The sequence below is a fragment of the Klebsiella sp. GW_Kp182 genome, from assembly GCF_040062275.1.
In the GTDB taxonomy this organism is placed as follows: Bacteria; Pseudomonadota; Gammaproteobacteria; order Enterobacterales; family Enterobacteriaceae; genus Klebsiella; species Klebsiella michiganensis.
Genome location: NZ_JBEAFQ010000073.1, coordinates 25,186 through 48,945 on the forward strand (window position 1 = coordinate 25,186; position 23,760 = coordinate 48,945).

The window sequence follows — 23,760 nt, forward strand, 5'->3', positions numbered from 1 at the left end:
CAGAAAAGCAAAACGCCGGCACAAGGCCGGCGTCTCGACGTGAGTTGAGTAAAAAATTACTCAGCTACAACGTTAACAACCAGTTTAGCGAAAACTTCGCTGTGAACCTGGAAGTCCACTTCGTGCTCACCGGTGGTGCGCAGAACGCCGTTCGGCAGACGAACTTCGCTCTTAGCAACGGCAACGCCAGCTGCAGTTACAGCGTCAGCGATGTCGCGAGTACCGATGGAACCGAACAGTTTACCTTCGTCGCCAGATTTAGACGCGATGGTAACGGTGCCCAGTGCGTTGATTGCTTCAGCACGTGCGTTAGCAGCGCCCAGAACTTCAGCCAGTTTGGCTTCCAGTTCAGCACGGCGTGCTTCGAAGAATTCAACGTTTTTCTTGGTAGCAGGAACAGCTTTACCCTGTGGTACCAGGAAGTTACGAGCATAGCCCGCTTTAACGTTAACCTGATCACCCAGGCTACCCAGGTTTGCTACTTTATCAAGCAGAATAACTTGCATTACCTTATCCTCTCAAAGTCGTATTAATGGACCGTGACCGATTACTGATGACGATCAGTGTACGGCAGCAGGGACAGGTAGCGAGCGCGTTTGATAGCGCGTGCCAGCTGACGCTGATATTTTGCACGGGTACCGGTGATACGGCTCGGGACAATCTTACCGCTTTCGGTGATGTAGTTTTTCAGCGTAGCGATATCTTTATAGTCGATCTCTTGAACGCCTTCCGCGGTGAAACGGCAGAACTTGCGACGACGGAAATAACGTGCCATATGGCTAGTCTCCAGAATCTATCAATTCAATCTGCTCGGCATGCAGAACCATTTTGCTCAAGCCGTTCTTTGCCTTGTGGCAAGAGATGAACCCTCGAACGATTACTGCGCTACCGACCGTTATACTGTGAGTAATGGCCTGGTTCTGGTGTCCGCTAATTATCACGGGCATCTGGCACCATGCCTGCCGGTGAAAACCGGCTTCCTCCTGCACTGAACGATGCTCAAGCACGAACTGGCAGTGTGGAATTCCTGACGGGCTGACCTTACGAAGTGGAGTCCTGCATACAATGCCGGACAGCTCCAGACGGTTGGTCATCAGGATTACTCTTCAGAATCCCCAGCTTCAGAATCATCTGCGGTTTCGTTGGCGAAATCTTCGCGACGCTCACGGCGCTCGTCTTTCGCTTTAACCATCGGAGATGCTTCGGTAACAGCGTGCTTAGTACGCATTACCATGCTGCGGATAACGGCGTCGTTGAAGCGGAAGTTAGTTTCCAGCTCATCGATCGCTTCCTGCGGCGCTTCAACGTTCAGCAGAACGTAGTGAGCTTTGTGCAGTTTGTTGATCGGATAAGCCAGCTGACGGCGGCCCCAGTCTTCCAGACGGTGGATCGTACCTTCTGCTGCAGTGATTGCACCAGTGTAACGTTCGATCATGCCCGGAACCTGTTCGCTCTGGTCAGGATGGACCATAAAAACGATTTCGTAATGACGCATCGAATTGCTCCTTACGGATTATTCAGCCTCCTGTCTGGGTCAGCCGCGGCCCATGGAGGCAAGGAACGTGTTAAAGGGCGGCTGAAAAATTGACGCGTCATAATACGGGCGAGCGGGGTTTAAGACAAGTGAATTGTGCAAATAATTCGCACTAAGCGCGAAGTGGCCTTAAGCCGGTGATTTAAAATTAATCAACGACGGAAGCGACAATTTTTTGAACAACTGCATCAGAAATGGTCGCGATACGCCAGACAGGCAGAGATTACACTTAGATCAGAAGCAATCCATACCCCAGGGAAGCGGGTGAACGTCAGGAGCGTCATAAGGAGGTAGGTGATGAAATACATCCTCATAACCATGATGGCAGCGCTTTTGTTGAGCGCCAACGCGCTGGCTGCTATTAAAATCGATGCCCGCCAGGCCCGCAACATGGACGATGTGCAGAGCCTCGGCGTTATCTATATCAACCACAACATCGCCACCGAGCAGGAAGCCGACCAGGCGCTTAGCCAGCAGAGCGATGCTCAGGGAGCGAAGTACTTCCAGCCGATCCTCATTCATGAACCGGGAAGCGACGGCGCCATTCACGCCAGTGCCGCCATTTACCGCTAGTTTTCCCGGATCGTTGGCTTCTTCCCGTTGCAGGGAGAAGCCAACGATGGCATTGCCCGGCGGTCATACCCGCACAATCGCGCCTTAATGCAATTGAGAATTATTTTTTCTCGTGACTTATCAGCGCCAGCGTAACCTGATTTAATCACTCTTTAACCGCATGATTATCCGGAGTGCTTCATGGTTCCGCGTTTTGCCACGCTAAGCCGTATCCCAAAAGGGGTTTGGGTTCTTGGCGGCGTTAGCCTGCTGATGGATGTTTCCTCGGAAATGATCCACAGCCTGCTCCCTCTATTTATGGCCACCACGCTGGGAGCCAGCGTCATTATTATCGGCATTATCGAAGGCGTCGCGGAAGCCACCGCGCTGATACTGAAGGTGTTTTCCGGCGTCATCAGCGATTATGTCGGCAAGCGTAAAGGGCTGGCGCTGCTCGGCTATGGCCTGGGTGCGCTGAGCAAGCCTCTTTTCGCCATCGCGCCCACCTCAGGCGTGGTGTTTAGCGCCCGGATGATCGACCGCGTGGGCAAAGGGATACGCGGCGCGCCGCGGGATGCGCTGGTCGCCGACGTCACCCCGCCGGAAATTCGCGGAGCCGCCTACGGGCTGCGCCAGTCGCTGGATACCATCGGCGCTTTTCTGGGGCCGCTGCTTGCCGTCGCGCTGATGTTTGTCTGGGATAACGATTTCCAGTCTATTTTTTGGGTCGCGGCGATCCCCGCCGTTCTCTCTATCGCTTTACTGGGCTTTGGATTAAAAGAGCCCAGGACGGCGGTCGTCCAGAAACGCACTAACCCCCTGCGCCGCGAGAATCTCAAGAAGCTTTCCGCCGCCTACTGGTGGGTGGTGGCTATCGGCTCGATTTTTACCCTTGCCCGCTTCAGCGAAGCCTTTCTGGTCCTGCGCGCCCAGCAGATGGCGATCCCGCTGTTCGCTATTCCGCTGGTGATGGTCGCCATGAATCTGGTTTACAGCCTGACCGCCTATCCATTCGGGAAACTATCGGACAGCATGAGCCACAGCAGAATGCTGCAGTGGGGCCTGCTGGTGCTGATCGCCGCCGATATCGTGCTGGCGCTCAGCAGCCACTGGAGCACGCTTTTAGCCGGCGTCGCGCTGTGGGGTATTCATATGGGCATGACGCAGGGTCTGCTGGCGGCGATGGTGGCGCACACCGCCCCGCCTGAACTGCGCGGAACAGCGTTCGGGATGTTCAACCTGATGAGCGGCATCGCCCTGCTGCTGGCCAGCGCCGGTGCGGGCGTGCTGTGGGAAGTTCTGGGCGCCGCCTCGACGTTTTACGCCGGCGCGATAATCTGCGTCGTGACGCTGGTTGGCATGCGCTGCATGCCGTCGGCTTATCAGCAAAACTAAAAATGGCTCCGGAGCAGACCGGTTGATTCATCATAAAGATGAAATGCTCCGGAGCACCTGTTTCACTTTTGCCCGTAATAGGCATCTGGCCCGTGCTTGCGCATAAAATGCTTGTCCATCAGCCAGCTATCGATGGGCTTCAGCTGCGGGTTGATCGCGCGAGCAATCCACGCCATCCGCGCCACCTCTTCCATCACCACCGCGTTATGCACCGCATCGTGCGCATTCTTGCCCCAGGCAAAAGGCCCGTGCTGGTAGACCACGATGCCCGGCGTATGCAGCGGCTCAACGTCACCCAGCGTTTCGATAATCACGTGGCCCGTGTTCAGCTCATAAGCCTCCGCCACTTCCTGCGCGCTTAACGCCCGGGTGCAGGGAATGTCGCCAAAGAAGTAGTCCGCGTGGGTCGTCCCCAGCGCGGGAATAGCCAGACCCGCCTGCGCCCAGGCCGTCGCGTGCGTCGAGTGGGTATGCACCACGCCGCCAAGGCTCGGATAGCGGCGATACAGCGCCAGATGCGTGGCGGTATCGGAAGAAGGACGATAGCGACCTTCCACCACGTTCCCCTCGAGATCCACGACCACCATATCGTCCGCTTTCATGGTCTCGTAGGCGACGCCGCTGGGCTTAATCGCCACCAGCCCCCGTTCGCGGTCGATAGCGCTGACGTTACCCCAGGTAAAAGTGACCAGGCCGTAGCGCGGTAAATCCATATTGGCGTCGAAAACCTGCCGTTTCAGCGTTTGCATTATGCCACCTCCAGCAGACCGGCGCTGGCCATCCGCGCCTTCACCCAATCGCGCGCTTTCGCGACCTCGGCGGCGGGATCGTCGGTCGTTTCGCTCCACATTTCAATTAGATACGGACCGCAGTAGCCCGTCTGCTTGAGCGTTTCGAAACAACGTTCAAAATCGACGACGCCTTCGCCGAACGGCACGTTTTTAAATACGCCGGGTTTCGTGTCTTTTATATGCACCGCCACGATATGCCCCATCCCGGCCTGAAGCTCCATCTGTACGTCGTTATCCCAGGCGGAAAGGTTGCCGATGTCCGGATAGAGCTGGAACCACGGATTATTCAGGTAGTGGGCGTAGCCCAGCGCCTTGCTGATCGAGTTCATCAGCGGGTAGTCCATAATTTCCATCGCCAGCGTTACCTGCGCGCGGCTGGCCATTTCAACGCTCTCTTTTAGCCCATCGCGGAAACGACGGCGCGTCTCGTTATTGGCTTCCTGGTAGTAGACGTCGTAGCCCGCCAGCTGGATTACGCGAATCCCCACATCCTGCGCCAGCCGAATCGCTTTGCGCATAATCTCCAGGCCCTGCGCCCGTACCGCGTCGTCTTCGCTACCGAGCGGGAAGCGCCGATGGGCGCTCAGGCACATTGAGGGCACGCGCACCCCGGTTTCCGCAATCGCGTTAACCAGCGCGAAGCGCTGCTCCCGGCTCCAGTCGAGCCGGGCCAGGCGGGCGTCAGTTTCATCGACCGACATTTCGACGAAATCAAAACCGAGCGCCTTAGCCAGCCGCAGACGTTCCAGCCAGCACTCCCCGGCGGGGAGCGCTTTTTCATAGATGCCGAGCGGAATAGGTTTCGACAGCATAGCCGCTCCTTAGCCCCACAGCTGGGCGATCGAACGTTTGAACTGCCGCGCGGCTTCCACCGGGGAAGCGGCGTCGCGAATGCTGCGGCCGGCGATAAAGACGTGGATCGGAATCCCCTGGAACAGCGGCAAATCCTCCAGCGCCAGGCCGCCGGTGACGGTGACTTTAAAGCCCATCCCGGACAGGCGTTTGATCGCGCTGATATCCGCCTCGCCCCACGCTACGCCGGCGGCCTGGGCATCGCGGCTGCGGTGATAAACCACCTGCTGAATGCCCGCTTCACGCCACTCCTGCGCCTGCTCCCAGGTCCAGTAGCCGGTCAGTTCGATCTGGACGTCGCCGTTGAACTCTTTCGCTACGTCCAGCGCGCCTTTGGTGGTGTTGATGTCCGCGCAGCAGATCACGGTGACCCAGTCGGCGTTGGCTTCAAAGCACATGCGGGAGAGAATTTTACCGGCATCGGCGATTTTGGCATCCGCCAGCACGATTTTGTTGGGATAGAGCGCCTTCAGGTCGCGAACGGCGCGTACGCCCTCAGCCACGCAGAGAATCGTACCGACTTCAATAATGTCCACTTCATCGGCAATCAGGCGCGTCGTTTCATACGCGGAAGACATAGATTGGTTATCGAGCGCAACCTGCAACATAGGTAATGACATTTTGGTGTTCCTTTTAAACGGCCGCTGCCGTAGCGTTATCAATTAATTCCAGGACTTCCTGCGCGGAGCGGCAGGCGCGTAAACGGTCAAAATTGGCTTCATCTTCAAACAGGTTGACGATCTGCATGATGCCGACTTCCTGATGGGTATTGGCATCCACGGCCGCCATGGTGATCAGGATGTCGACCGGGTCGTTATCCTCATGATTGAAAACCAGCGGCGTTTTCAGCGTAACCAGCGCAAAGCCCGTTTTCTTCACCCCCTCTTCCGGCCGACCGTGCGGCATCGCCAGACCGGGAGCAATCACAAAATAAGGGCCGTGCTGAGCAACGCCATCCAGAATGGCCTGGTAGTAGCGCGGCTCCACGACATCCGCCTTCACCAGTAAATCAACGCTCAGCTTGACGGCTTCCTGCCAGGTGCTGGCGTCAGCCTGTAAAAGGATGGAGTTGTTCTCCACCAGCGAATCACGTAATTTCATTTGGCGTCCTTACTTCACATCCTGCGGGAAGTGCGCTTTGATCACCTCCAGCAGTTTTGGGCCAAAATCCGCAGGCGAGAGCATGTTGCGCACGCCAACCACGTATTTGTTGCCGGAGACGCTAATCTCACCGGCGATATGGGTGGAGGCGATGATAATGTCCGCGCCGTTGAGTTCACTTTTGTATTCCCCCACCGCGCAGCTGTTTACCGTGTGATCGATATTTGACTGGGTCAAAAACTGGTCCACCTTCATCTTCATGATCATGGAACTTCCTTGCCCGTTGCCACATACAGCCAGAATACGTACGGTCATAGTCAAAACTCCTTATTGAGCAGAAGCATCTGCCAGTTGTTTTTCCGCGTCCTCTTCAGCGCGCAGCGTGCGCCCTGCGAAGAACATATAAGCCAGTGCGATAATGATAATGACGGCCATAAACGCGATACCGATGGAGGCGAAGCCCTGCATCATCGGCGGCGCCAGAATTGACCAGTCCGCCATGCCCATCCAGGCGCTCATGCCGGTCAGCTTCACCGCCCAGACGCAGCCAAAGATTTCGATCATGCCCATCACCAGACAAATCTTGAGCGCCGCGCGCCAGCCGCCAAAGTGGTTAGCAAAGACGCCGATGGTGGCGTTCGAGAAAAACATCGGGATAAAGCCCGGAATAATCAGAATGGAAGAGCCGAAGCCGACCAGAATACCGACGGCGATCAGCTGGCCGATGGTGCCCCACATAAAGCCCCAGACGACGGCGTTTGGCGCAAAGCTATAGATCGCCGCACAGTCAATGGCCAGTACGGCGCCGGGAATCAGGCGCTGGGAGATACCGTTGAACGCCTCGGAAAGTTCGGCGACGAACATGCGCACGCCCTGGGTGATAATGAAAATCGCGACGGCGAACGAGAAGCCCGTTTGCAGGATATAGACCGTCCAGTGGGTGTTACCCGCCATCGCCTGTACGGTGTCGATGCCGAAGGAGAGCAGAATCGCGCCGAAGAAAATGGTCATCACGATGGCCGTGGAGACGATGTTGTCGTGAAAGATGTTCAGCCAGCCCGGCAGCTTAAGATCCTCAACGCTCTCCTCTTTTTTACCCAGATACGGGGCGACCTTGTAAGCAATCCATGAAGCGAACTGCTGCTGGTGTCCGATGGAGAAGCCGCAGCCGTCGGTCACTTCCTGGGTCGGCTTATACATCATGTTCGAGGTAATGCCCCAATAGAGCGACACCAGTACCGCTGTACAGATGATGGTCGTCCACATCGGGTAGCCGAAGATGTAAAAAGAGACGGCAATCAGCCCCGCCTGCTGGAACATGATGTGCCCGGTCAGCATGATGGTGCGAATACCGGTAATACGCCGCAGCAGGACATAACAGATATTCAGCGCCAGGGCTAACAGCACGGCATAGCCCACCCAGCTGTAGGCGTCGCCCATGCGTTCGATCGTGGCCATCATTGACGCGTAGGTATCGGAGATAGCGCCGTTAATGCCGTAAACCTCAGACATTTTCGCCACGACCGGCTTAAACGTGCTGGTCAGAATGCCGGAGCCGGCCTGCAGCAGCATAAAACCGATAATGGTTTTAATCGTCCCTTTAACAATAACGCTGGCGCTTTTGCGCAGCAGGATATAGCCCAGGCAGGTCACAATACCCAGCAGCAGCGGGGCGTTTGTCATAACCTGGTTAAAGAACACGGTAAAGATGTGGTAGAGAATCTCCATAACACACTCCAGAAGGTGGACGCTCTGAACGCACGCTACGCCCAGGTTGGTTGTTGCGATCACTCTAATAATCAAAAATAATCACAACAAGATTATATTTGATTAAATGTGACGCACGCCGCAAATAATCACACAATCCGCCATCGTATTAATTCTCATTTCTACAAAATGTAAAATAGTATATTTAAATCAATGAAATAAAACCTAACTCATGTCATAACGTCAGCCTGCCCCTCTTTTTACTCTCCACGATCCCCCTCATGAAGGGCAAATTTCAGGATTGCAATCCTGAACAAACGGTGCCAGTATTCGTCAAAACAAATCACATTGTGATTACTTTTGATAATATGTGAGGGAAAAACAAATGAGTAAAGTACAAACCATCACCCGCGAATCATGGATCCTGAACACTTTTCCGGAGTGGGGTAGCTGGCTGAACGAAGAAATTGAACAAGAGCAGGTTGCGCCGGGCACCTTTGCCATGTGGTGGTTGGGCTGTACGGGCATCTGGCTGAAATCCGAAGGCGGAGCCAATATCTGCGTCGATTTCTGGTGCGGTACCGGCAAGCAAAGCCACGGGAATCCGCTGATGAAAACGGGCCACCAGATGCAGCGTATGGCCGGCGTGAAGAAGCTCCAGCCAAACCTGCGCACCACTCCGTTTGTTCTCGATCCGTTCGCTATTCGCCAGATCGACGCCGTACTGTCCACTCACGATCATAACGATCATATTGATGTGAACGTGGCCGCCGCGGTCATGCAGAACTGCGCCGAGGACGTGCCGTTCATCGGCCCGCAAACCTGCGTCGACCTGTGGATAGGCTGGGGCGTTCCAAAAGAGCGCTGTATCGTGATGAAACCAGGGGATGTGGTTAAAATAAAGGATGTTGAAATCCACGCGCTTGACGCTTTTGACCGTACGGCCCTGATCACCTTACCCGCGGATCAAAAAGCCGCAGGCGTCCTGCCGGACGGAATGGATCAGCGCGCGGTGAACTATTTGTTCAAAACGCCGGGCGGCAACCTGTATCACAGCGGCGATTCCCACTACTCCAACTACTACGCGAAGCACGGTAACGAACACCAGATCGACGTGGCGCTGGGCTCCTATGGCGAGAACCCGCGCGGTATCACCGACAAAATGACCAGCGCCGATATCCTGCGCATGGCCGAGTCGCTGAATGCTAAAGTGGTAATCCCGTTCCATCACGATATCTGGTCAAACTTCCAGGCCGATCCGCAGGAAATCCGCGTTTTGTGGGAGATGAAAAAAGATCGTCTGCAGTATGGCTTTAAGCCTTTCATCTGGCAGGTGGGCGGAAAATTCACCTGGCCGCTGGATAAAGACAACTTCGAATACCATTATCCGCGCGGATTCGACGATTGCTTCACGATGGAACCGGACCTGCCCTTTAAGTCGTTCCTGTAAGGCTTCTCCGGCGGGACCGCCCGCCGGAAATTATCCCCGTCAGCATTAGTATTTTCACCTGATTTCAAATATCATCTTTGCTTATCACTTTTAATCGGATTTGCTCATGACGGAAGCGCAAAGACATCAAATTTTACTGGATTTGCTGGCACAAACGGGATTTGTCACCGTGGAGCAGGTGATTTCCCGGCTGGGAATTTCTCCGGCGACGGCACGACGCGATATCAACAAACTCGACGAAAGCGGCAGGCTGAAAAAAGTCCGCAACGGCGCGGAAGCCATCAGCGAGCAGCGCCCGCGCTGGTCGCCAATGAATATTCACCAGGCGCAAAACCACGATGAGAAGGTACGGATTGCGCGTGCGGCTTCGCAGCTGGTCAACCCTGGCGAAAGCATCGTCATTAACTGCGGCTCTACCGCATTCCTGCTTGGGCAGGAGCTGTGCGGCAAACCGGTACAGATCATCACCAACTATTTGCCGCTGGCCAACTATCTGATCGATCAGGAACACGACAGCGTCATCATTATGGGCGGGCAGTATAACCGCAGCCACTCTATCACCCTGAGCCCGCAGGGCAGCGAAAACAGCCTGTATGCCGGGCACTGGATGTTCACCAGCGGCAAAGGGTTGACCGCCGAAGGGCTGTATAAAACCGATATGCTGACGGCGATGGCGGAGCAAAAAATGCTTAACGTCGTCGGCAAACTCGCGGTCCTGGTCGACAGCAGCAAAGTCGGCGAACGCGCCGGAATGCTCTTTAGCCAGGCCGGGCAAATCGACCTGGTGATTACCGGTAAACAGGCGGATGAGGCGATCCTCAAGCAGCTTGAGGATCAGGGCGTACAGGTGATTCGCGTTTAAAGGTGACGTTGAAAAAAGTCCACCGTCGCGGCTAACGCTTCCGGCGTAATGCGGTGGCGGACGCCTTTCTGCCAGAGGCAGGTTAAATTGTCGGCCAGCGCGTTTTGCTGCAGCGCCTGCTGCAGGCGGAAGGTTTCCCCCGGCGGCACGACATCATCTTCATCGCCGTGCCAGAGCAGCAGCGGACGGCTGGCCAGGGTCGCCAGCTGCTGGCTGACGTCCCACGCCACCAGCTGTTCTGCATCGAACGAAGGCGAAGGGAAAAGCGCCTGCGAGAGCGAACTGAAATAGCCTGACCCCATCAGGCAGGCTACGCTTTTCAGCTCCGGGTGGTGGGTCATAATCCCTAATGCCGTCATTCCGCCCATCGATGCGCCTGCCACCGCCAGCCTGTCGTCAGCAAGCCATCCCCGATCCCGAATCGCCTCCTGTAGTGCCGGAAATTCAATAAAATTGTTCATCAGAATCGGCCAGAAGCGCTGCATCCGCCCCTGCTCGTCTCCCCGGTAGCGCGCGCCGTGTTCCGCTGCATCAGGCATAATCACCCGAAACCCCGCCTCTGCAAGCGCAACGGCAAAATAGCTGTAGACCAGCTTAGAAGAGGTAAAACCATGATAAAAGACAATGCAAGGCAGCGCCGTATCCACGGCGCCCTGCGGGTACGCATGGAGAACCTCCCCACCCGCAAGGTTACGCATTTCTAGTGCAATCATTTACCGTCTCCTTTCTCTCAAGTGATGTTATGTTATTACTCAAGTCGCTCGTTCGCACATGATTCATAATCTTGAGAACCAGATTACGCTTTCACGATATTTTCATTCGAAAATCGCGTACGGGATAACAATTTGGGAACATTCCCCGGAAATGACATTCAGGCTACCACTACACTATGACTAACAGGAAACGAGATATGGTTATGCGTAGGTTTGCACCGTGGTTAATGGCAATCGCTTTAACCGGCTGTAGCGCCCTACAGGGGACGCCAAAGGCGCCGCCGCCGGCAACCGACCATCCACAAGAGATCCAGCGTAATCAGACGGCGGGTCTGCAGAAGATGGGGACGGTAAGCGTATTAATGTACGGCTCACCGATGGATGTCGAGGCTGCGCTAAAGGTCAAAGCTGAGGCGGCTAAAGCGGATTACTACGTCATCATAATGATTGATGACACCATGGTTCCGGGCCAGTGGTATTCGCAGGCAATTTTGTACCGTAAATAGCGGTCAACCTTTAAGCCAGCTTTACACTGCTTTGCATCCATTCACGTTCTCCTGTGCATAATAACGTTCGGCCAGCTGTAACCTGGCAGAACGTTAGCAACGGACTGCCCTCAGGACTATGTGAAATGGAGCTGACGATGAAACGAACTTTTACCCTACCCAGCCTGATGTTGACCACCGTCACGGCCAATACTTCCGCGCAGTCAGCGGAGTTTGCCAGCGCTGACTGCGTAACGGGCCTGAACGAAATTGGCCTGATTTGCGTTAACAACATCTCGGGCAGCCAGCAGGATGTTGAACACGCTATCGCCGTGCAGGCCGATGAGCAGGGCGCCTCCTGGTATCGCATCGTCCAGATGTACGAGGAGCAGCAGCCGGACAACTGGCGGGTACAGGCCATTCTTTATGCCTGAGGCGCCTGTCGTCCACGCCCCGTTGCCCGTAACAGTAAGTCATCCAGCGTCTGCTCATCCAGCCGCATGCCGCCGCGCGCGTCGAGCATCATACGGCACCAGGCCTCTGCCAGCGGCGGTGACGCGAAGCGTAATAGCTGCGCCCCAACGCCCAGCATATAGACCAGCCGGGTAATCTCCCGCCCCTGCTCTTCCAGAGGCCGCCGTAGCCACTGCTGCAGCTGCCGCCACGTCCGATCGAAATGACGATTTTGCCCTTTCACTTCCGCGCACTCCGCCGCCAGAAGTTCGAGCGCCGCCGGCTGCTTCATCAGAACCCGCATCACGTCCAGACACATAATATTACCGGAACCTTCCCAGATGCTGTTTACCGGCATTTCACGGTACAAACGCGGTAATTCACTCTCTTCACAATAGCCTGAACCGCCCAGTACCTCCATCGCCTCGGCGACGAACGCGATCCCGGATTTGCAGACAGCAAATTTCGCGGCGGGCGTGAACAGCCTTGCCCATAGCGCTTCCTGCACATCGTCGCGCCTGTCCCAGGCCCTCGCCAGGCGGAACAGAAAGGCGGTTTGCCCTTCCAGCCGCAGCGCCATCTGCCCCAGAACCTGACGCATTATCGGCTGATCGACCAGATTTTTACCAAATGCCTGACGCTGCAGAGCATGGTATAGCGCTACCGAATAGGCCCGGCGCATCAGCGCATGGCTACCCAGCGCGCAGTCAAAACGGGTCAGGCCGCCCATTTTGAGAATTTGCCGGACGCCATCGCCCTCTTCTCCGACCAGCCAGCCGCAGGCATTGAAAAACTCGACTTCGCTGCTGGCGTTCGCGCGGTTACCTAATTTATCTTTCAGCCTTTCCAGATGTACACCGTTACGCTGGCCATCCGGCAACAGGCGCGGAACAAAAAAGCAGGAGAGGCCCGCCGGCGCCTGAGCCAGCACCAGATGAGCATCGCTCTGCGGTACCGAGAAAAACCATTTATGTCCGATCAGATGATAAAAGCCTTCTGCGCTTTTCTCCGCTCGCGTCGTGTTGCTCAGGACATCGGACCCGCCCTGCTTTTCCGTCATCCCCATCCCGATAAGCAGCCCGCGTTTCTGATTACCCGGCACAAGGTGCGGATCGTAGCGATCGCTTAATAGCGGCGATAGCCAGTCGCTAAAAGTCTCGGGTAAGGAGCGCTGCAGCAATGGAATCGCGGCAAAGGTCATGGTGGTGGGACACAGGGTGCCCGCCTCGACCTGCGCATGCAGCATAAAGCGGGCAGCGCGGGCAACGAAGGCGCCTTCACGAGCCTCTTCCTGCCAGGCAAGATTATGTACCCGGTTAGCGCACAGCCCCTGCATCAGTAAATGCCAGGCGGGGTGGAAACGAACATCGTCAAGACGCGATCCCGTTGCGTCATAGCGCAGCAGTTCCGGCGGATTGCTGTTGGCCAGGCGCCCCAGCTCCAGCGATTCGGCCGTCCCCAGCTGTTGGCCAATGCTCGCCAGCAGATCGCCATCCCAGCCCGCGCCTTCGCGGACGACGGCTTCACGCAGGGCGGTATCGGACAAGAATAAGTTACTGTTACATAGCGGCGAGGGTTGATTAAATACGGTATGAGTTTGCCAGTGCATTATGTTTCCCTCCTTCAATGGCTCTATCCATAAGTATGGACAACGGCGCACTTTCCGTCAGAGAACTCTGTTATAAAGTTCTCTCACAATCAGAAAGGGAATTTCATGATTCATTTAATTATTGAAGATCGGCAAAATGCGCCGAACTATATTCCGCTTATCCACCGCCATCTTCCTCATCTCGCGATGAGCGCTATCAAACAGAACCTGAACGCTTCCGGTTACGTCACCTCATTTGATGAAAACAAAATCTGCGATGACATTCTGGAAGAGCAGAATCCTATTGGAAATTTTCTTAATCTCATCAAAGTATTAAAGAATCGAGGCGCGCAGCTTAAATTCCTCGAGCAAACGGGAGATGAACCGGGAGAGGAATTACCCTTGAGCCAGGTCCTGAACTATGTTGAAAGAGGTCTCGACATTGCCCGTCGGATAGAGCGAGAAGGCGGTCAGAACTGAAGAAGATAAGCCATTCCAGAGAATGGCTTATTTGGAAAGAAGAGATTAGCTGCGCTGGCGTACCGCTTCAAACAGGCAAATACCGGTGGCGACCGATACGTTCAGCGACGACACGCTACCGGCCATCGGGATGCTGATCAACTCGTCGCAGTGCTCCCGGGTCAGGCGGCGCATGCCTTCGCCTTCCGCCCCCATGACCAGCGCCAGCGATCCGGTCATTTTGCTCTGGAACAGCGTATGATCGGCCTCGCCGGCGGTACCGACGATCCAGACGTTCTCTTCCTGCAGCAGACGCATGGTACGCGCCAGGTTGGTGACGCGGATCAGCGGGACGTTTTCCGCCGCGCCGCAGGCCACTTTTTTCGCCGTGGCATTCAGCTGCGCAGAACGGTCTTTGGGGACAATCACCGCATGCACGCCAGCGGCGTCAGCGCTACGTAAACAGGCGCCGAGGTTGTGCGGATCGGTCACGCCGTCAAGGATCAAAAAGAACGGCTGATCGAGAGAGGCGATCAGATCCGGCAGATCGTTCTCCTGATACTGACGTCCGGGCTTCACGCGGGCAATAATTCCCTGATGAACGGCGCCTTCGCTTTTCTCATCCAGAAACTGGCGGCTGGCGACCTGAATCACCACGCCCTGCGCTTCCAGGGCATGGATCAGCGGCATAAGGCGCTTATCCTCACGGCCTTTCAGAATAAAGACTTCCTGAAAACGTTCAGGAGCGCGCTCCAGCAGTGCCTGCACCGCGTGGATGCCGTAAATCATTTCACTCATTTATCTACTCGTTTAGGTTCTGTTATCCGTTCCCTTCCCCCCGCCCCGCCACGATGTCGGGAGGCGCGGGGGGAAAGGGAATCGCACTACTCAGCGATATTCTTTTTCTTCGCCGCGCGCTTGGCTTTGGTCGCTGCGGCTATCTTCTGGGTTTTCTCCGACGGCTTCTTCGCTTTCTTCTCGCCTTTTGGCTGAGCGGCTTTCGGCTGAGACTGACCTTTCTGTTTGCGGAATGCGCTATCCGGCTCGAAGTTTACCTGCTTGCCCGCCTGACGGCGACGTCCGGAAGATTTACCTGCGCCGCCCTTCTTCGCTTTTTCACGCTCGGTCTTACCGACGTTGCGCGGCGCGCGCTCGCTGGAGATAAGCGAGAAGTCAATTTTACGCTCGTCCATGTTGACCGCTTCAACGCGCACTTCCACGCGATCGCCCAGTCGATAGGTCTGGCCGCCGGATTCACCAATCAGACGCTGTCCGACCTGATCGAAGCGGTAGTAGTCGTTATCGAGGGAAGAGACGTGCACCAGACCATCAATAAACAGCTCATCCAGACGGACGAAGAAACCAAAGCCGGTCACGCTGGCAATCACGCCCTTAAAGACGTTACCCACCTGATCCAGCATGAAATCACACTTCAGCCAGTCCGAAACATCGCGCGTCGCTTCATCAGCACGACGCTCGGTCATTGAACAGTGCGCCCCCAGCTGCAGCATCTCGTCCATGCTGTAGTGCCAGCCGCCGGTCTCGGTGCTATTGCCTTTATGTCCCTGCTCTTTCGCCAGTAAATACTTGATCGCGCGATGCAGCGAAAGGTCAGGATAGCGGCGAATCGGCGAGGTGAAGTGGGCATAGGATTGCAGCGCCAGACCAAAGTGGCCGCGGTTTTCCGGGTCGTATATCGCCTGTTTCATCGACCGCAGCAGCATGGTTTGCAGCATCTCTGCATCCGGACGATCGGCGATAGAGGTCAGTAATTCCGCATAGTCGCGCGGCTCCGGCTTGTTGCCGCCAGGCAGTTCAAGCCCCAGCTCCGCGAGCACCGAACGGAATGCGGTAATCGCTTCCGTACTCGGTTTGTCATGGATACGGAACAGCGCCGGTTCCTCGGCCTTCTCAACGAAGCGCGCAGCGGAGATGTTCGCCAGGATCATGCACTCTTCAATCAGCTTGTGCGCATCGTTACGCTGAGTCTGCTCAATACGTTCAATGCGGCGTTCAGCATTAAAGATGAATTTAGCTTCTTCACTCTCAAATGAGATACCGCCGCGTTCTTCACGCGCGCCGTCCAGCACTTTGTAGAGGTTATGCAGCTCTTCAATATGCTTAACCAGCGGCGCGTACTGCTCACGCAGATCCTGGTCGCCCTGCAGCATATGCCAGACTTTGGTATAGGTCAGACGGGCATGGGAGCTCATCACCGCTTCGTAGAATTTGAAGCCGGTCAGACGCCCCTTGGCCGAAATCGTCATTTCACAAACCATACAGAGCCTGTCGACCTGAGGATTCAGTGAACACAGGCCGTTAGAGAGCACTTCAGGCAGCATCGGAACCACCTGAGACGGGAAGTAGACCGACGTGCCGCGGCTGCGCGCTTCGCCATCCAGCGGCGTACCCGGGCGCACGTAGTAGCTCACATCGGCGATCGCCACCCACAGACGCCAGCCACCGCCGCGTTTCTTCTCGCAGTACACGGCATCATCAAAGTCACGGGCGTCTTCGCCATCAATGGTGACCAGCGGCAGGCTGCGTAAATCAACGCGCCCTTGTTTCGCCTCTTCCGGTACCTGTTCTTTCAGGCCGGCGACCTGTTTTTCGACCGCTGGCGGCCAGACGTAGGGAATTTCATGGGTGCGCAGGGCCATATCGACCGCCATGCCGGTACCCATATTGTCGCCGAGGACCTCAACGATCTTGCCGACCGCTTTGGTGCGGCGGGTTGGGCGCTGGGTCAGCTCAACCACCACCACAAACCCCATCCGCGCGCCCATGATCTGTTCCGGGGGGATCAGGATATCGAAGCTCAGGCGGCTGTCATCCGGCACCACGAAGCCAACGCCCGCATCGGTAAAGTAGCGGCCCACAATCTGGCCCGTTTTTGGCACCAGTACGCGGACAATACGCGCTTCGCGACGGCCTTTACGGTCGGCGCCCAGCGGCTGCGCCAGCACCTGATCGCCGTGAATACAGGTTTTCATCTGCTCGGACGACAGATACAGGTCATCTTTACGGCCTTCAACGCGCAGGAAGCCATAACCATCGCGATGACCGATAACGGTCCCTTTCAGCAGGTCAAGACGTTCCGGCAGCGCATAGCACTGACGACGCGTAAATACCAGCTGACCATCGCGTTCCATTGCGCGCAGTCTGCGGCGCAATGCTTCTTGTTGTTCTTCGCCTTCAATATTCAGCTCTATTGCCAGCTCATCTCGGCTAGCCGGTTTTTCGCGTTTTGCTAAATGATCGAGGATAAATTCCCGGCTCGGGATTGGATTAGCGTATTTTTCAGATTCGCGGTCCAGGAAAGGATCTTGTGACATGTCGGTTCCTCCGTTGTCATCTCCAGTGAAGTTTACGTCACTCCACCAGCAATAATTTATAAAGCGGTTGATTCTTTTCAACCAAATCGGCCAGCGTGTAGTTATCCAGTTCCTTGAGAAAACTTTGCGCGGCTTCAGCAAGCGCCTGTTTCAGACGACAGGCGGGCGTAATATGGCAAAATTCGCTGCTGCAGTTGACCAACGAGAGCGGCTCCAGATCGCGAACAACATCACCCACGCGAATCATATTTGCCGGTTTCCCCAGACGAATTCCCCCGTTTTTTCCCCGTACCGCCGTCACGTACCCCACGCGACTTAGCTGATTGATTATTTTAACCATATGATTACGGGAAACGCCGTAAACCTCCGTCACTTCGGAGATGCTGGTCATTCTTCCATCCGGTAGCGACGCCATATAAATCAGCGCGCGTAATCCGTAATCAGTGAAACTCGTTAACTGCACAATCAACCTCAGGGAAAAGAAAAACAGAGTGCGTCGGTAGACAATTACTATTGATGATAAACCAGCCAGCGCTCAGGCCGCTAATTTATTTAAATGGGGCGGGCGAACAGCAAAAACAAGAGGCGCCTTAACGGCGCCCCTGGAGATCGTTATGCGTCGAACGGATCGCGCAAAATCATCGTCTCGGTACGGTCAGGACCGGTAGAGATAATATCAACCGGTACGCCGGTCAGCTCTTCAATGCGTGCGATGTAGTTCAGCGCTGCCTGCGGCAGACCGCTGCGCTCTTTCACGCCAAAGGTGGTTTCAGACCAGCCCGGCATGGTTTCGTAAATCGGCTCGATGCCTTCCCAGTTGTCAGCAGCCAGCGGAGTGGTCGTCACTTCGCGGCCATCCGGCATCCGGTAGGCTACGCAGATTTTAACTTCTTTCAGGCCGTCCAGGACGTCCAGCTTAGTCAGGCAGAAACCGGACAGGGAGTTAATCTGCACCGCGCGGCGCACCGCTACGGCATCCAGCCAGCCGGTACGACGACGACGGCCGGTGGTAGCGCCAAACTCGTTACCCTGCTTGCACAGGAACTCGCCGGTTTCATCAAACAGCTCAGTCGGGAACGGACCCGCGCCTACGCGAGTGGAGTAGGCTTTGATGATACCCAGAACGTAGTCTACATAACGCGGACCCAGACCGGAGCCGGTCGCCACGCCACCTGCGGTGGTGTTGGAAGAGGTTACGTACGGATAGGTACCGTGGTCGATATCGAGCAGCGTGCCCTGTGCGCCTTCAAACATGACGAAATCGCCACGCTTGCGCGCCTGGTCAAGCAGATCGGAAACGTCAACAACCATCGCGGTCAGGATGTCGGCAATCGCCATGACGTCATCGAGAACCTTCTGGTAGTCAACCGCTTCAGCTTTGTAGAAATTCACCAGCTGGAAGTTGTGATATTCCATCACTTCTTTCAGTTTCTCAGCGAAGGTGGCTTTATCAAACAGATCGCCAACGCGCAGACCGCGGCGAGCCACTTTATCTTCGTAAGCCGGGCCGATACCGCGACCGGTCGTACCGATAGCTTTCGCGCCGCGCGCTTTTTCACGCGCGACATCCAGCGCGACGTGATATTCGAGGATAAGCGGGCACGCTTCAGAAAGCAGCAGACGCTCGCGGACAGGGATACCACGGTCTTCCAGACCTTTCATCTCTTTCATCAGCGCAGCCGGAGAAAGCACGACACCGTTACCGATGATGCTGGTGACATTCTCGCGAAGAATACCTGATGGAATGAGATGGAGGACGGTTTTTTCACCGTTGATTACGAGAGTATGGCCGGCGTTGTGACCGCCCTGATAGCGCACAACATATTTAGCCCGTTCAGTCAGGAGATCGACGATCTTCCCTTTACCTTCGTCACCCCATTGGGTGCCCAGTACGACGACGTTGTTACCCATTTTTCAAAATCACCGTTTGCTTAAAAATGGATTCTACCATCGCTTTTTCAGAGTTACAGCACTTTTTGCACTCAAAAGGCGGGAAATTAGTCTACTTTACGCTCAGCCAATCGTTTTCCTCAACATGTAGTAGATGACGATACCGGCAACCACAAGACCTCCGCCAAACCGGCGTAATAAATTATCCGGTAATTGACTCATCGTGGCGACCATTCGACGCCACGCGCGCGGATAAAGCAACGGCCCAAGCCCTTCAAGTACTAAAACCAGCGCCAGTGCCAGCCAAATTGTAGAGTTCATTATTCACCTTTATTTAAGTACAGCCACCGTCGCTCACCCCTGTGAGTCGTTGCTCAATTCATATTCTCCGGTATTTCATCATTGTTATGAACCGGCTTTATGAAACAAAATACATAACCCATTGGCGACCCCAAATCCGCTGCGAACATTGTAAAAAAGGCGCCTCAACGGGCGCCTTTTTGCTTACTCATTGCTTATCAGCGGGTCGCTGACGTGGGTGATTTCATATAGCGGAAGAAATCGCTGTCCGGGCTGAGAACCATTACATCCTGATTGCTCTGGAAGCTGTTCTCATACGCACGCAGGCTACGGATAAAGGCATAGAAGCCTGGATCCTGGCTGAATGCATCAGCAAACAGTTTCGCCGATTCAGCATCGCCTTCACCGCGCAGAATACGACCCTGACGCTCGGCTTCCGCCAGCGTTTTAGTCACTTCATAATCCGCGGTCGCGCGCAGTTTTTCAGCTTCTTCCTGACCCTGTGAACGGTGACGACGCGCTACCGCTTCACGCTCGGCGCGCATACGGTTGTAGATCGCTTCAGACACTTCGGCAGGCAGGTTGATCTGTTTAATACGCACGTCGACGACTTCAATACCCAGCGCCGCCATACTGTTCGGGTTGATCACCTGAACCTTACCGTTCGTTTCTGCTTCAACACGCTCCGCCGCTTTAGCAATCGCGTCATCGGCAGCCGGCGTACTGACTTCATCTTCTGTGCCCGCAGAACCTGAGTTCAGCGCATCGCGGACTTCCAGGGTCAGACGGCCGCGGGAGTCGGTCACGATGTCTTTCACATCCAGACGGCCAATTTCAGAACGTAGACGGTCAGAGAATTTACGCTTCAGCAGCACCTCGGCCTGGGAAACGTCACCGCCGCCGGTTGCCAGGTAGTAACGGCTAAAGTCGCTGATGCGCCACTTGATGTAAGAGTCAACAATCAGGTCCTTCTTCTCTTTGGTAACAAAGCGGTCGGCCTGGTTGTCCATCGTCTGGATACGCGCATCAAGCATCTTCACGGATTCAATAAAAGGAATCTTGAAGTGAAGGCCAGGCGCGTACACCAGCGGTTTGTTTTCATCGTCGCGCAGAACTTTACCAAAACGCAGCGTAATGCCGCGCTCGCCCTCTTTGACCACAAAGATGGACATGTAGAGCACCACCAGCACGATGACAATTATCGCGATAACAGATTTACGCATCGTTATTCCCCCTGACGCTGGTAGTCGTTACGCTGCGCGTTGGCGCGGCGTTGGTCCATAATGGTGCCTCCCGTAGAGGTAGAAGCGTTACTGGCGCTGTTTGAGCTGGCTGCAGGCGGCAGACGCAGCAGATCGCTTGCGCCACTGCTATCGCTCTTTGCCGCCGGCGCGCCGGCGCCTTTCAGCATCTGATCCAGAGGCAGAACCATCAGGTTGCTCCCCTTATCGTTAACCAGCACTTTGCGCGTATGGCTCAGCACTTTTTCCATGGTTTCGATATACAGACGCTCGCGGGTAATTTCCGGAGCCGCTTTATACTCAGGCAGAATTTTTGCAAAACGAGCCACTTCACCCTGCGCTTCAAGAACGGTCTGGGTCTTATAGGCGCGAGCCTCTTCAAGGATACGCTGCGCCTGACCGTTAGCCCGCGGCTGGACTTCGTTGGTGTAAGCTTCCGCTTCACGAATGTACTGCTGTTCGTTTTCACGCGCGGCAATCGCATCATCAAACGCGGCTTTTACTTCCTCCGGCGGACGCGCCGTCTGGAAGTTGACGTCGAGCAGGGTGATACCCATGTTGTACGGACGAATGGTCTCTTCCAGCTCGCGCTGGGTATCGCTACGAATGACGGTACGTCCTTCGGTCAGGATACGGTCCATGGTGTATTTACCGATCACGCCACGCAGGGCGCTGTCGGTGGCCTGACGCAGGCTGTCGTCCGCGCTGGTGACGCTAAACAGATAGCGTTCCGGATCGGTCACGCGGTACTGCACGTTCATCTCAACGCGCACGACGTTTTCGTCAGACGTCAGCATGACGCCGGAAGCCGCCAGTTCGCGGACCGACTCAACGTTAACCGCCTGAACATTATCAATGAAGGTAGGTTTCCAGTTAAGGCCAGGCTCAACCAGATGGCTAAATTTACCAAAGCGAGTGACGACGCCACGTTCAGCTTCTTTAATGGTATAGAAACCGCTGGCTGCCCAGATAATAACCGCAGCGGCGGCAACGATGCCGACGATACGTCCGCCCATTGGCCCGCGAGGTCCCTGAGAGCCGCTACCGCCGCCCAGTCCACCTTTTCCACCACCCAGGCCGCCAAGTTTTTTACTTAGCTTACGGAAGATATCATCCAGATCGGGAGGTCCCTGCTCGCGACCGCCTTTGTTGCCATTTCCCCCAGAGTTGCCGCCTTGGTTATTGCTGCTTCCCCACGGGTCGCGGTCCTGTCCGTTATTACCGGGCTGATTCCACGCCATGTATATGCTCCATATTTGTTTTTGATATCCCCACAGGGGTCAATATCTTCAGGCAAGCTGCAAGGTCAAATCACGTATTCAACCAGCGCTGGCTCTTGTTTACAGAGGCGACGCCAGTCAACGATCGGCATGCGCACCTGCAGACCAACGCTACCGTCATCCTCCATCCACTCTTTCTCTATCGCCTGAAGCTGATAGAACCGGCTTCTCAACCGACCTTCCTGCGGCGGCAGGCGCAGCGTGTGCTGGGCCACTTCACCAGAAAGCCGTTCCGTCAAAGCCTGAAAAAGCAGCGGTACGCCAACCCCGGTCTGGGCGGAAAGCCAGACCCGAATCGGTTTATTTTCTTCATCCCGATCGATACGCGGCTCAAAATCATCCAGCATGTCGATTTTATTCATGACCAGCAGCGCCGGGATCTCATCAGCTTCGATTTCCGCGAGCACCGTATTCACTGCGTCAATATTTTCCTGCACGCGCACATCGGCAGCATCAATGATATGCAGCAACAGCGTCGCCTGGCGCGTCTCCTGGAGCGTCGCTTTAAACGCGGCCACCAGATCGTGCGGCAGGTGGCGAATAAAGCCTACGGTATCCGCCAGGACGGTTTCGCCGACATCAGGGACATCAATCCGGCGCAGCGTTGGATCCAGAGTGGCGAACAGCTGGTTCGCAGCATAGACCTCGGCTTCGGTTATCTGGTTGAACAACGTGGATTTACCGGCGTTGGTATAACCGACCAGCGACACGGTTGGAATATCGGCTTTGGCGCGTGACCGCCGTCCCTGCTCACGCTGTTTTTCAACTTTTTCCAGTCGCGCCAGGATCTGCATAATACGATTACGCAGCAAGCGGCGGTCAGTTTCGAGCTGGGTTTCCCCCGGGCCGCGCAAACCAATCCCGCCTTTCTGTCTTTCAAGGTGGGTCCAGCCGCGAACGAGGCGAGTCGCCATGTGGCGCAGCTGCGCCAGCTCGACCTGCAGTTTCCCTTCGTGGGTACGCGCTCGCTGGGCAAAAATATCTAAAATCAAGCCGGTACGATCGATAACCCGACATTCGCATAAGCGCTCCAGGTTTCGTTCCTGTGCCGGACTCAGGGCATGATCGAAGAGCACGACCGATGCACCGGTCGCTTTTACGGCTTCCGCAATTTCGACTGCTTTACCTTCACCAACAAAATACTTCGGGTGCGGTGCTTTACGGCTACCGGTAATCACCTGCATTGCTTCGACACCGGCGGAAGAGGCCAGAGTTTCAAACTCCTGGAGATCTTCCATATCTTTGTCTTGCGAAAAATAGATGTGTACCAGTACCGCCTGCTCACCGGCGTCATAACGGTCAAACAAGCGTAAACCCCTTATAAAATACCAGCGGGGAACGCAGAAAACCTGGCTCCCCGACGTGGAAAAACAGCATCTGCCTTATTCGGCGTCTTCGCTGTCTTGCTGCGGCGCAGAAGAACCCTGCGCACCACCACCGTGGTGATAGTTGTTTGTACCGCCGCCAGCATTGTTGCTGTGGTGTGACACCGGGCGAGACGGGACAACAGTAGAAATTGCGTGCTTATAGACCATCTGGCTGACCGTGTTTTTCAACAGGATCACGAACTGATCGAAAGACTCAATTTGCCCTTGCAGCTTAATACCATTCACCAAATAAATAGAAACCGGAACACGTTCCCGACGCAAAGCGTTCAGGAACGGATCTTGTAAAGATTGCCCCTTAGCCATTCTCTCTTTTCCTTATATGTATGCTTGTTTTGTACTCAGAACCTTACGATTCTTAAAAAAATTACGCACGATACCCGTTCA

The 23,760-nt window shown here is 55.4% G+C and carries 28 protein-coding genes; 7 read left to right on the plus strand and 21 right to left on the minus strand.

Annotation, left to right across the window (positions count from 1 at the left end):
* Window positions 1-56 precede the first annotated feature (56 nt).
* The 4 genes from rplI to rpsF are packed head-to-tail and all read right to left on the minus strand — an operon-like array spanning window position 57 to window position 1,495.
* Entirely contained in the window at window positions 57-506 is a 450-nt protein-coding gene (rplI, locus tag ABLU88_RS26975; RefSeq protein ID WP_004098003.1) for a 50S ribosomal protein L9, read from the minus strand.
* A 41-nt stretch (window positions 507-547) separates the two neighbouring features.
* The gene (rpsR, locus tag ABLU88_RS26980; RefSeq protein ID WP_000135199.1) at window positions 548-775 is read right to left on the minus strand and encodes a 30S ribosomal protein S18; all 228 of its coding nucleotides are present in this window, start codon (window positions 773-775) and stop codon (window positions 548-550) included.
* A gap of 4 nt (window positions 776-779) precedes the next feature.
* Window positions 780-1,094: a primosomal replication protein N gene (gene priB / locus ABLU88_RS26985; RefSeq protein WP_004098002.1), complete on the minus strand. Its 315-nt coding sequence runs from the start codon at window positions 1,092-1,094 to the stop codon at window positions 780-782.
* A 5-nt stretch (window positions 1,095-1,099) separates the two neighbouring features.
* On the minus strand, window positions 1,100-1,495 hold the full coding sequence (rpsF, locus tag ABLU88_RS26990; protein ID WP_004098001.1) for a 30S ribosomal protein S6: 396 nt from the start codon (window positions 1,493-1,495) through the stop codon (window positions 1,100-1,102).
* A gap of 336 nt (window positions 1,496-1,831) precedes the next feature.
* On the opposite strand from rpsF, the gene ABLU88_RS26995 reads away from it, so the two are divergent.
* Together ABLU88_RS26995 and ABLU88_RS27000 are read left to right on the plus strand one after the other, a co-directional pair.
* Complete coding sequence (locus ABLU88_RS26995; protein WP_004098000.1) at window positions 1,832-2,107, plus strand: DUF1471 domain-containing protein; 276 nt, start codon at window positions 1,832-1,834, stop codon at window positions 2,105-2,107.
* A gap of 180 nt (window positions 2,108-2,287) precedes the next feature.
* Window positions 2,288-3,481, plus strand: a complete 1,194-nt coding sequence (locus tag ABLU88_RS27000) for an MFS transporter (RefSeq protein WP_046876858.1) — start codon at window positions 2,288-2,290, stop codon at window positions 3,479-3,481.
* 62 nt (window positions 3,482-3,543) lie between these two features.
* Here the strand turns inward: ABLU88_RS27000 and ABLU88_RS27005 are convergent, their stop codons facing one another.
* From ABLU88_RS27005 to ulaA, 6 genes are read right to left on the minus strand one after another with little or no spacing between them, the layout of a single operon-like run.
* Complete coding sequence (locus tag ABLU88_RS27005; RefSeq protein WP_048262006.1) at window positions 3,544-4,230, minus strand: L-ribulose-5-phosphate 4-epimerase; 687 nt, start codon at window positions 4,228-4,230, stop codon at window positions 3,544-3,546.
* The gene (locus tag ABLU88_RS27010; protein ID WP_032697160.1) at window positions 4,230-5,084 is read right to left on the minus strand and encodes an L-ribulose-5-phosphate 3-epimerase; all 855 of its coding nucleotides are present in this window, start codon (window positions 5,082-5,084) and stop codon (window positions 4,230-4,232) included. Before ABLU88_RS27010 ends, ABLU88_RS27005 begins: the two co-directional genes overlap by 1 nt.
* Window positions 5,085-5,093: 9 nt before the next feature.
* Complete coding sequence (gene ulaD, locus ABLU88_RS27015; protein WP_064375663.1) at window positions 5,094-5,744, minus strand: 3-keto-L-gulonate-6-phosphate decarboxylase UlaD; 651 nt, start codon at window positions 5,742-5,744, stop codon at window positions 5,094-5,096.
* A 13-nt stretch (window positions 5,745-5,757) separates the two neighbouring features.
* On the minus strand, window positions 5,758-6,225 hold the full coding sequence (gene ulaC / locus ABLU88_RS27020; RefSeq protein WP_004097995.1) for a PTS ascorbate transporter subunit IIA: 468 nt from the start codon (window positions 6,223-6,225) through the stop codon (window positions 5,758-5,760).
* Between the two features lie 9 nt (window positions 6,226-6,234).
* Complete coding sequence (ulaB, locus tag ABLU88_RS27025) at window positions 6,235-6,540, minus strand: PTS ascorbate transporter subunit IIB (RefSeq protein WP_004109091.1); 306 nt, start codon at window positions 6,538-6,540, stop codon at window positions 6,235-6,237.
* A gap of 12 nt (window positions 6,541-6,552) precedes the next feature.
* Window positions 6,553-7,953 (minus strand): PTS ascorbate transporter subunit IIC, encoded by a 1,401-nt coding sequence (gene ulaA, locus ABLU88_RS27030; protein ID WP_004097992.1) that lies wholly within the window; start codon window positions 7,951-7,953, stop codon window positions 6,553-6,555.
* Between the two features lie 364 nt (window positions 7,954-8,317).
* Here ulaA and ulaG point away from each other — a divergent pair, with 364 nt between their 5' ends.
* Together ulaG and ulaR are read left to right on the plus strand one after the other, a co-directional pair.
* Window positions 8,318-9,382 (plus strand): L-ascorbate 6-phosphate lactonase, encoded by a 1,065-nt coding sequence (gene ulaG / locus ABLU88_RS27035; RefSeq protein ID WP_014227627.1) that lies wholly within the window; start codon window positions 8,318-8,320, stop codon window positions 9,380-9,382.
* A 106-nt stretch (window positions 9,383-9,488) separates the two neighbouring features.
* Window positions 9,489-10,244, plus strand: a complete 756-nt coding sequence (ulaR, locus tag ABLU88_RS27040) for an HTH-type transcriptional regulator UlaR (protein ID WP_004097990.1) — start codon at window positions 9,489-9,491, stop codon at window positions 10,242-10,244.
* Here the strand turns inward: ulaR and yjfP are convergent.
* The gene (gene yjfP, locus ABLU88_RS27045) at window positions 10,241-10,957 is read right to left on the minus strand and encodes an esterase (RefSeq protein ID WP_122116889.1); all 717 of its coding nucleotides are present in this window, start codon (window positions 10,955-10,957) and stop codon (window positions 10,241-10,243) included. The genes ulaR and yjfP overlap by 4 nt on opposite strands.
* Window positions 10,958-11,154: 197 nt before the next feature.
* Here yjfP and bsmA point away from each other — a divergent pair, with 197 nt between their 5' ends.
* Together bsmA and yjfN are read left to right on the plus strand one after the other, a co-directional pair.
* The gene (gene bsmA, locus ABLU88_RS27050; protein WP_004097988.1) at window positions 11,155-11,463 is read left to right on the plus strand and encodes a biofilm peroxide resistance protein BsmA; all 309 of its coding nucleotides are present in this window, start codon (window positions 11,155-11,157) and stop codon (window positions 11,461-11,463) included.
* A 137-nt stretch (window positions 11,464-11,600) separates the two neighbouring features.
* Window positions 11,601-11,876, plus strand: coding sequence for a DUF1471 family protease activator YjfN (yjfN, locus tag ABLU88_RS27055; RefSeq protein WP_014227626.1), 276 nt, complete (start codon window positions 11,601-11,603; stop codon window positions 11,874-11,876).
* Here the strand turns inward: yjfN and ABLU88_RS27060 are convergent.
* On the minus strand, window positions 11,867-13,504 hold the full coding sequence (locus ABLU88_RS27060) for an isovaleryl-CoA dehydrogenase (RefSeq protein ID WP_049069023.1): 1,638 nt from the start codon (window positions 13,502-13,504) through the stop codon (window positions 11,867-11,869). The two genes, yjfN and ABLU88_RS27060, sit on opposite strands and share 10 nt — an antisense overlap.
* A gap of 105 nt (window positions 13,505-13,609) precedes the next feature.
* On the opposite strand from ABLU88_RS27060, the gene ABLU88_RS27065 reads away from it, so the two are divergent.
* The gene (locus tag ABLU88_RS27065; RefSeq protein ID WP_122116888.1) at window positions 13,610-13,963 is read left to right on the plus strand and encodes a hypothetical protein; all 354 of its coding nucleotides are present in this window, start codon (window positions 13,610-13,612) and stop codon (window positions 13,961-13,963) included.
* Window positions 13,964-14,008: 45 nt separating this feature from the next.
* Here the strand turns inward: ABLU88_RS27065 and rlmB are convergent, their stop codons facing one another.
* The 9 genes from rlmB to hfq all read right to left on the minus strand — a co-directional run bounded on the left by rlmB (window position 14,009) and on the right by hfq (window position 23,679).
* A complete protein-coding gene (rlmB, locus tag ABLU88_RS27070) occupies window positions 14,009-14,740 on the minus strand; it encodes a 23S rRNA (guanosine(2251)-2'-O)-methyltransferase RlmB (protein ID WP_004109129.1) in 732 nt (243 codons plus the stop codon).
* 86 nt (window positions 14,741-14,826) lie between these two features.
* Complete coding sequence (rnr, locus tag ABLU88_RS27075) at window positions 14,827-17,277, minus strand: ribonuclease R (protein ID WP_004097981.1); 2,451 nt, start codon at window positions 17,275-17,277, stop codon at window positions 14,827-14,829.
* A 37-nt stretch (window positions 17,278-17,314) separates the two neighbouring features.
* Window positions 17,315-17,740, minus strand: a complete 426-nt coding sequence (nsrR, locus tag ABLU88_RS27080; RefSeq protein ID WP_004097980.1) for a nitric oxide-sensing transcriptional repressor NsrR — start codon at window positions 17,738-17,740, stop codon at window positions 17,315-17,317.
* Between the two features lie 149 nt (window positions 17,741-17,889).
* Entirely contained in the window at window positions 17,890-19,188 is a 1,299-nt protein-coding gene (locus ABLU88_RS27085; RefSeq protein ID WP_004097979.1) for an adenylosuccinate synthase, read from the minus strand.
* A 102-nt stretch (window positions 19,189-19,290) separates the two neighbouring features.
* Window positions 19,291-19,488 (minus strand): DUF2065 domain-containing protein, encoded by a 198-nt coding sequence (locus tag ABLU88_RS27090; RefSeq protein ID WP_004097978.1) that lies wholly within the window; start codon window positions 19,486-19,488, stop codon window positions 19,291-19,293.
* 197 nt (window positions 19,489-19,685) lie between these two features.
* Entirely contained in the window at window positions 19,686-20,690 is a 1,005-nt protein-coding gene (gene hflC, locus ABLU88_RS27095; RefSeq protein ID WP_004097977.1) for a protease modulator HflC, read from the minus strand.
* 2 nt (window positions 20,691-20,692) lie between these two features.
* A complete protein-coding gene (hflK, locus tag ABLU88_RS27100; protein WP_014227623.1) occupies window positions 20,693-21,949 on the minus strand; it encodes an FtsH protease activity modulator HflK in 1,257 nt (418 codons plus the stop codon).
* Window positions 21,950-22,014: 65 nt separating this feature from the next.
* Window positions 22,015-23,295, minus strand: a complete 1,281-nt coding sequence (gene hflX, locus ABLU88_RS27105) for a ribosome rescue GTPase HflX (RefSeq protein WP_004097973.1) — start codon at window positions 23,293-23,295, stop codon at window positions 22,015-22,017.
* A 75-nt stretch (window positions 23,296-23,370) separates the two neighbouring features.
* Window positions 23,371-23,679, minus strand: coding sequence for an RNA chaperone Hfq (hfq, locus tag ABLU88_RS27110; protein WP_004097968.1), 309 nt, complete (start codon window positions 23,677-23,679; stop codon window positions 23,371-23,373).
* Window positions 23,680-23,760: the final 81 nt, after the last annotated feature.

Bases quoted from the DNA above. Each gene is read 5' to 3' on its own strand.
- rplI (WP_004098003.1), bottom strand. From the start codon at position 506: ATGCAAGTTATTCTGCTTGATAAAGTAGCAAACCTGGGTAGCCTGGGT.
- rpsR (WP_000135199.1), bottom strand. From the start codon at position 775: ATGGCACGTTATTTCCGTCGTCGCAAGTTCTGCCGTTTCACCGCGGAA.
- priB (WP_004098002.1), bottom strand. From the start codon at position 1,094: ATGACCAACCGTCTGGAGCTGTCCGGCATTGTATGCAGGACTCCACTT.
- rpsF (WP_004098001.1), bottom strand. From the start codon at position 1,495: ATGCGTCATTACGAAATCGTTTTTATGGTCCATCCTGACCAGAGCGAA.
- ABLU88_RS26995 (WP_004098000.1), top strand. From the start codon at position 1,832: ATGAAATACATCCTCATAACCATGATGGCAGCGCTTTTGTTGAGCGCC.
- ABLU88_RS27000 (WP_046876858.1), top strand. From the start codon at position 2,288: ATGGTTCCGCGTTTTGCCACGCTAAGCCGTATCCCAAAAGGGGTTTGG.
- ABLU88_RS27005 (WP_048262006.1), bottom strand. From the start codon at position 4,230: ATGCAAACGCTGAAACGGCAGGTTTTCGACGCCAATATGGATTTACCG.
- ABLU88_RS27010 (WP_032697160.1), bottom strand. From the start codon at position 5,084: ATGCTGTCGAAACCTATTCCGCTCGGCATCTATGAAAAAGCGCTCCCC.
- ulaD (WP_064375663.1), bottom strand. From the start codon at position 5,744: ATGTCATTACCTATGTTGCAGGTTGCGCTCGATAACCAATCTATGTCT.
- ulaC (WP_004097995.1), bottom strand. From the start codon at position 6,225: ATGAAATTACGTGATTCGCTGGTGGAGAACAACTCCATCCTTTTACAG.
- ulaB (WP_004109091.1), bottom strand. From the start codon at position 6,540: ATGACCGTACGTATTCTGGCTGTATGTGGCAACGGGCAAGGAAGTTCC.
- ulaA (WP_004097992.1), bottom strand. From the start codon at position 7,953: ATGGAGATTCTCTACCACATCTTTACCGTGTTCTTTAACCAGGTTATG.
- ulaG (WP_014227627.1), top strand. From the start codon at position 8,318: ATGAGTAAAGTACAAACCATCACCCGCGAATCATGGATCCTGAACACT.
- ulaR (WP_004097990.1), top strand. From the start codon at position 9,489: ATGACGGAAGCGCAAAGACATCAAATTTTACTGGATTTGCTGGCACAA.
- yjfP (WP_122116889.1), bottom strand. From the start codon at position 10,957: ATGATTGCACTAGAAATGCGTAACCTTGCGGGTGGGGAGGTTCTCCAT.
- bsmA (WP_004097988.1), top strand. From the start codon at position 11,155: ATGGTTATGCGTAGGTTTGCACCGTGGTTAATGGCAATCGCTTTAACC.
- yjfN (WP_014227626.1), top strand. From the start codon at position 11,601: ATGAAACGAACTTTTACCCTACCCAGCCTGATGTTGACCACCGTCACG.
- ABLU88_RS27060 (WP_049069023.1), bottom strand. From the start codon at position 13,504: ATGCACTGGCAAACTCATACCGTATTTAATCAACCCTCGCCGCTATGT.
- ABLU88_RS27065 (WP_122116888.1), top strand. From the start codon at position 13,610: ATGATTCATTTAATTATTGAAGATCGGCAAAATGCGCCGAACTATATT.
- rlmB (WP_004109129.1), bottom strand. From the start codon at position 14,740: ATGAGTGAAATGATTTACGGCATCCACGCGGTGCAGGCACTGCTGGAG.
- rnr (WP_004097981.1), bottom strand. From the start codon at position 17,277: ATGTCACAAGATCCTTTCCTGGACCGCGAATCTGAAAAATACGCTAAT.
- ABLU88_RS27085 (WP_004097979.1), bottom strand. From the start codon at position 19,188: ATGGGTAACAACGTCGTCGTACTGGGCACCCAATGGGGTGACGAAGGT.
- ABLU88_RS27090 (WP_004097978.1), bottom strand. From the start codon at position 19,488: ATGAACTCTACAATTTGGCTGGCACTGGCGCTGGTTTTAGTACTTGAA.
- hflC (WP_004097977.1), bottom strand. From the start codon at position 20,690: ATGCGTAAATCTGTTATCGCGATAATTGTCATCGTGCTGGTGGTGCTC.
- hflK (WP_014227623.1), bottom strand. From the start codon at position 21,949: ATGGCGTGGAATCAGCCCGGTAATAACGGACAGGACCGCGACCCGTGG.
- hfq (WP_004097968.1), bottom strand. From the start codon at position 23,679: ATGGCTAAGGGGCAATCTTTACAAGATCCGTTCCTGAACGCTTTGCGT.